8 protein-coding genes are annotated in these 5,673 nt (G+C 33.7%); 5 read left to right on the top strand and 3 right to left on the bottom strand.

Annotated elements, in window-relative coordinates; all coding sequences use genetic code 11:
• Nucleotides 1–107: 107 nt before the first annotated feature.
• From amaP to P7D84_RS13455, 5 genes are read left to right on the top strand one after another with little or no spacing between them, the layout of a single operon-like run.
• A complete protein-coding gene (amaP, locus tag P7D84_RS13435) occupies nt 108–680 on the top strand; it encodes an alkaline shock response membrane anchor protein AmaP (protein WP_311806749.1) in 573 nt (190 codons plus the stop codon).
• 10 nt (nt 681–690) lie between these two features.
• The gene (locus tag P7D84_RS13440) at nt 691–891 is read left to right on the top strand and encodes a DUF2273 domain-containing protein (protein WP_311806751.1); all 201 of its coding nucleotides are present in this window, start codon (nt 691–693) and stop codon (nt 889–891) included.
• Nucleotides 892–945: 54 nt separating this feature from the next.
• Nucleotides 946–1,548: an Asp23/Gls24 family envelope stress response protein gene (locus tag P7D84_RS13445; protein WP_311806752.1), complete on the top strand. Its 603-nt coding sequence runs from the start codon at nt 946–948 to the stop codon at nt 1,546–1,548.
• A gap of 23 nt (nt 1,549–1,571) precedes the next feature.
• The gene (locus P7D84_RS13450; protein ID WP_311806754.1) at nt 1,572–1,817 is read left to right on the top strand and encodes a GlsB/YeaQ/YmgE family stress response membrane protein; all 246 of its coding nucleotides are present in this window, start codon (nt 1,572–1,574) and stop codon (nt 1,815–1,817) included.
• A gap of 10 nt (nt 1,818–1,827) precedes the next feature.
• Nucleotides 1,828–2,313, top strand: a complete 486-nt coding sequence (locus P7D84_RS13455) for an isochorismatase family protein (RefSeq protein WP_311806756.1) — start codon at nt 1,828–1,830, stop codon at nt 2,311–2,313.
• 579 nt (nt 2,314–2,892) lie between these two features.
• On the opposite strand, the gene xerS is transcribed toward P7D84_RS13455, so the two are convergent.
• The 3 genes from xerS to mazE form a co-directional block, all read right to left on the bottom strand.
• On the bottom strand, nt 2,893–3,990 hold the full coding sequence (gene xerS / locus P7D84_RS13460) for a tyrosine recombinase XerS (RefSeq protein WP_311806757.1): 1,098 nt from the start codon (nt 3,988–3,990) through the stop codon (nt 2,893–2,895).
• Between the two features lie 1,021 nt (nt 3,991–5,011).
• Nucleotides 5,012–5,356, bottom strand: coding sequence for a type II toxin-antitoxin system PemK/MazF family toxin (locus P7D84_RS13465; protein WP_311806758.1), 345 nt, complete (start codon nt 5,354–5,356; stop codon nt 5,012–5,014).
• Nucleotides 5,349–5,585 (bottom strand): type II toxin-antitoxin system PemI/MazE family antitoxin, encoded by a 237-nt coding sequence (gene mazE / locus P7D84_RS13470; RefSeq protein ID WP_311806759.1) that lies wholly within the window; start codon nt 5,583–5,585, stop codon nt 5,349–5,351. The genes P7D84_RS13465 and mazE overlap by 8 nt, the downstream gene beginning before the upstream one ends.
• Nucleotides 5,586–5,673 lie beyond the last annotated feature (88 nt).

Raw genomic sequence — 5,673 nt, forward strand, 5'->3', positions numbered from 1 at the left:
TCAAAATGAATGAGTTAATACCAAATTAAAATAACGATGGTTCATAGGGTTATCCAATTAAAACCGGAAGGTTAAAATCCTAACTCTAATATACAAGGAGGTGCAATATGAATCGTGGAATCAAGGCGCTTGGAATTATTTTCTCGTTGTTATTACTGTCCGTCCTATTGATGATGGCGATAATTACGTCACCATATTTGGAATTTCCTTTTGGTATGAGACGTGTAATTTTTTTACGAGATATACTATCAAATATGTATATTAAACAGTTTTTATTTTGGACAGCAATTGTTTTTTCTATCGCTCTACTCATAGTTATCTTAGTGCTCATTTTTTACCCGAGAATCAAGAAAACTTTTGTCATCAAAGAAGATAACGGACGATTGTCTTTGGATAAAAAGGCGATAGAAGGATTTGTCCACTCAAAATTAAAAGAGGTAGGTTTTGTTTCTGAGCCAAAAGTAAAAGTTCGAGCAACAAAAAATAAACTAAAAGTATATGTCACCGGACAATTGACCCGAACCTCCTCTATTATTGGAAAAACAGGAGCTTTAATGGAGGAAATCGAGGATGAACTGCAAGAGATTTTAGGAACGAAAGAAAAAGTTAAAGTGGATATTACCTACAAAGAGTATGAAAATAAAAATAGACAAACTACAAATCACTCAAGGGTAGACTAGGAGGGAGCACATGAAAGATTTCATTTATCAATATAAACTCCCACTTGTTTTTGGGGGATTAGGACTGATTTTAGCAATCTTGCTAGTTTCTATTGGTTTTTTTAAAACATTATTGCTTGTTATTCTAACGATATTAGGCGTAATGTTAGGATTTTATGTGGACAGAACAGGATTATTTCAAGAATTTTTTAATTACAGAAATAAGAATTAAGATTAGAAAAATTTTGTGATGAAATAAAAAATTATTTATAGGAGGGAATTTATAATGGTCAATAATTTTGAAAACAAAACGAATAATGAGACAGCAGCTGGAATAACGTCTGTCGATGGGAGTAATGGGCAACTTACAGATGTAAAAGAGTCTAGCATTAAGGGTGAGCTAACTTACGATGATAAGGTAATTCAAAAAATTGTGGGGACTGCTGTAGATCAAATTGATGGCTTGTTGACTGTGGATGGCGGTTTTTTCTCGAATATTGCGGAAAAACTAGTCAATACGGATAATGTTACTTCTGGCATTGAAACGGAAGTGGGCAAAAAGCAAGTGGCAGTAGATATGGACGTAGTCATTGAATACGGAAGAGATATTCCTCAAATTGCCGATCAAATCAAACAAGTCATTCATGGTGAGGTTGCGCACATGACTCATCTTGAGGTAATCGAAGTAAATGTCAACGTTGTCGATATTAAGTCAAAAGGTGAGTACCAAGAAGATAGTGAGACTGTTCAAGATAAGGTAACCAGTGCAGCTAAAACCACTGGACATTTTGCAGCAAAACAAACAGATAAGGCAAAAAGTGCGCTTGGTCGTGGAACGAATAAAGCACAAGAAAAAATCGAAGAAGCTCGAGAACCACGCGTAGAATAAGTAAAAGATAGGAGGAAATCATCATGGGATTTATTTGGTCATTAATCGTGGGAGCCATTATCGGGGTCATTGCAGGGGCCATCACAGGTAAAGGAAATAGCATGGGATGGATCGCAAATATTATTGCAGGATTAGTGGGTTCGGCGTTAGGGCAAGCACTTTTAGGGCATTGGGGACCATCACTTGCTGGAATGGCACTTGTTCCTTCGATTATCGGTGCGATAATTTTAGTTTTGATTGTTTCATTTTTCTTAGGCAGAAGAAGATAAGAGAAGAATTATGTTAGTTATTGTAGATATGCAAAGGCGGATTTTAGATATGACGGATAAAAATTATGTTCAAGGAGCTCAGGCACTTATCCCGAAACTAAAAACACGCTTAGAAAAAGCTAGAGAATCCAGAGAATTTGTTTTATTTACTAAAGATATACCGATTGAATATAAAAATAAGGCAGAAGAATTACCGAAGCTAAAAATAATTGAGGAGCTATCTCCATTACCTAATGAAGTAGTTTTTAAGAAAAATTATTATACGTTACCTCCTGAATCACTAGTAGAAATCCGGAAATTAGCTGAAAAGAATAAGGATCTAAATGGGATTGAAGTGGCAGGAGCCGAACTAAGTTTATGTGTACTAGCTAATATATTAGCTTTGCAGAGCATATTTCCTGAAGAAGATTTTTACCTAAATTCAGAATTAGTGACCGGAAATAAATTTAACAAGGTAACTTTGGAGATGTTGCAAGACTTTAATGTCAGAGTTTAAGTATATATTACTTAAAAAGAAATAATTTAAGTGTTTTTTAATCATCATGATTTCTAATTTCTTTGACATATAATAATACATCTTTGTACTTCTAAGCGTGGATGAATTAGCTTTAGAGATATAAACTCCTTTCGATAAACTAATAAGTGGCTACCAAACACTTGTTTTATCGAAAGGAGTCTTTTAATTATAGAGTATCAGAAAACTACTGGAGAATTCTTTTTCACAAAAAATTATATTTTCCAACGAAGTTGAGATGGTTACTTTGGTAAAAGAGAAGTCTCTTAAAGATGTTGGCCGACTTTTACAACAAGCGGATGTTGAACTGAATTTACAACTCTAGATACTTTAAACTGTGAAGGAATTCTTTGAATATTTATTTCGTTTGTGAGTTGTTTCCTTTCCATTTGTATAGATAGTATTCACCATTACATCTCTTAATACACACAATAGAGTACACTCATAGTGGCTCATGTTGATTAAGGTAGTGCCTTTTTTTGTTTGTTATCAATCATCTAATATAGTGATGGAATAATGGACGATAAAACTAGTTAGATTTAGAAATTTTAGAGCTCATCATTAAAGTGAATTCAAAGCATCGGTTGTCTCATCATTTTCTATATGTGTGTACAGTGTTGTCGTTGTTGTTGAACTGTGACCAAGTTGTTGCGCAGTTAAAACTAGATTATTGGTTTGTCGATACAAACGTGTGGCTAGTGTATGTCTCAGTTTATGGGGTGTTACGCGAACTCTAAAATGTTTTGAATATTTTTCGACCATTTTTTCGATGGCAGATCCCGTGATCCGTTTAGAAGATCCTTTGCTAATTGATAAGAAGAAAGCTGCTTCATACTTATCGGGTTGATAACGAGCTTGCCGAATATTTGCGTATGTTGCTAAATAGTCCATAGCAAATGCAGCAATACGAACAGAGTCTGTTTTATTTCCTTTTCGAATGACTGTAACTCTATTTTGATCGAAATTGATGTCTCCAACATTGATACTGATGACTTCTGATAAACGCAAGCCAGAAGCAAGCATCAAAGCATTGATCGCTAAATCTCGTTCACGATCTCTTTTGTAATATTTCATTGCTTGAGTTGAAAGTTCAGTAGGGTAAATTTCGCTAATAAATTGTAGATAGTTTTCAGTTTCTTCGCCAAGAAAGAGCTTATCTTCTAATAAATCAGCTCTAGCTTGTAACGTCTGGCGATCAGTCACATTGGTAATCTCTTGCATGATATTATGTGTGAGGTAGGGCTTATTTATTGAATTGTTCGAACTTTCAGCTAAGTATTTAAATAATACTTTTAAAGCAGTGATATTTCTTTGAATGGTTACTTTAGCTAAGGTCGATTGAGATTCTTTTACAGAGCCATCCGTATTCATTTGTTTAGAATTTTGTTTTTTTCTTCTTAAAAGGTAAGACTTATACTGTGTAGCAACTCTTAGTGGCAGCTTATCTAATGAATTGGCCGAAATGTCAGTGATTTTTGATTCTGGAACAAGATCGTTAGCAACAAGCCATTGGAAGAATTGATGATAATTTTTTAAATATTCTAAAATTGTATTCGGAGAGTATTCATCAGCAGTCTTTATTTCAACAAATTCACTGATATAAGAGGGCATCTCTAGAAGAAGTTGGTCTATTTTTTCAATTGCTTTTTCTTTTAACATATTTATCACCATCCTAAAATGAATTTGAAATAGGGGAGAAGTCTCCTACAAAACCTATTATAATTGGCATATACCAATAAGTCAAGCCGTATACGTTATTTAATTAAGCTTTATTTATTGTTATAGAGATACATTTGTTAAATGGATCGTTATTTAATTTTTCTGAAAAAACACATCTTTTTGGAAAGATGCTTAACTATATTATGTAACTAAAGAGAGAATCTTAGATGAATAATAATTGAGATTTCTGCAATATATAAATCAGCAGAAAGAATTTGAATTACTTGGTTAAATCAAACTCATTCACAACAAACTAGCTTATGGCAGTGATCAAATTAAATTGATCATTCAGAAATCATAGCTGCAAATTAAACTGCTAGTTAGAACAATTTATAAAACTTTCTAAGAAAAATTGCATGTGTTTATGCGATCAACAGTAACTAAGATCTTTTCAAGAATGAATGAAATATCCTTAAAAGGAATAAAAAGAAACTACGAACCATTGTCAGTCTAGTAACGCAGTATCGGATAATTATATACCTAAACAAAATACTCACCATTCAACTTTCCGAAAAAGCAACATTTTTCAGAAAGTTGAACTTATACATAAAACGACTGTTTAATAATTCTTCATTGAATTTATGGCCACTATTCTTTATATTTGTTGGATGCGTTGGTGATCCTGGTCTATATTATCAGCACTTTATAACAACGGATAAGCATCATAATTATCATTCATAAAAAGTTATCTTCCTACATATTTATAGTTCTATTCATGATTTGAAAATTCTACTGGCACCGACACATTGTGGTCTCACAAAAATGGCGATTCGTCCATGTGCCGGCTTTGCAGCTGGAAGGAACGGAAGCACTAAGGATTGAATGGATCAATCGTCAAAGAGAAGGATTGCTGTTCTGAGGTAAGGACAACCGCACCGTAGCTGAAAGCACCCATTCCTACCTTATTCTGAAAAAAATTTTTCATAAAAAATCTAGTGAACACTAGGCTTCTTAAAGTGTTTTAAAAAGGGAAATTGAAGTTTTGAAGGAAAATTTGTGCTACCTGTAAAAAGTCCTTTCGGTCTAAATTTCCTAATACTTTTACGTTTCGATTCCCTTCTTTTGTATAATCAAGTGAATAAACTTGTCTTATATTCACTTTGCTTTCTTTCTTGAACACATCACTATTTATAGGGATAAGATACGGAGCCTTTTTTTCTGTACTGGTAATAGGGCATACTATAATCAGATGGCCACTTTTATTATATTCATCTCGACTCATGACAAGAGCTGGTCGGTATTTCTGTATCTCTGCTCCATTAGAGGGATCAAATGATAACGTCACAATTTGCCCTTGCTCAATCATCTAACTCACTCCCTTGTGGTGTATAACCTTTAGATAATTCATCTAGTTCATCATCTAAAAAATCTCCTACTTCAACATTGGCGTAAATATCTTCTGCTTTAGGGATAAGTTCAATCACGCCGCTTTTATCTTTCACAACATAAAATTCTTGCCCCTCTTTTATATCTAATTGTTTATTTAGCACGATCATCAATGAATTCCCTTGCTTTCTTGCCTTTGTAGTCTCCATTACGAATACCGCCTTGTATATTAGAGTTAGGGTTTTAACCTTCCGGTTTTAATTGGATAACCCTATGAACCATCGTTATTTTAATTTG

It is taken from the genome of Enterococcus dongliensis (genome assembly GCF_031927985.1).
Classification (GTDB): Bacteria; Bacillota; Bacilli; order Lactobacillales; family Enterococcaceae; genus Enterococcus_A; species Enterococcus_A dongliensis.